The organism is Streptococcus sp. KR, from assembly GCF_002238115.1.
Taxonomy (GTDB): domain Bacteria; phylum Bacillota; class Bacilli; order Lactobacillales; family Streptococcaceae; genus Streptococcus.
This window is the reverse complement of the sequence record NZ_NGVM01000333.1, coordinates 1-228: the sequence shown is the minus strand read 5'-3', so window position 1 is coordinate 228 and position 228 is coordinate 1. Positions and strand designations below refer to the sequence as shown.

General features: G+C 44.7%; 1 protein-coding gene. It reads right to left on the bottom strand.

Annotated elements, in window-relative coordinates; all coding sequences use genetic code 11:
* Positions 1-228, bottom strand: a 228-nt coding sequence (locus CBI42_RS12175; protein WP_142294180.1) for a cytochrome d ubiquinol oxidase subunit II, incomplete at both ends; no start/stop codon positions are given.

Genomic DNA, 228 nt, shown 5'->3' with positions numbered 1-228 from the left:
CATTGGCTTACGAGCAAAGAAATCAGTGGTCAAGTAAAGCAAGATAACAAAGACAACTTCACCGGCAAGCAATACCGGATAAAGAATCTTGCTCCACTTTTCGGCACGTGCTCTTAATTCGCCACTTGTCTTCAAGCGCAGGAAGTTTAATCCGTGAATGAAGCAAAGTAGTGAAACGGCAACTCCGCCGACGATAGAGAACCAGTTGACATATGTGGTAAAGCTACC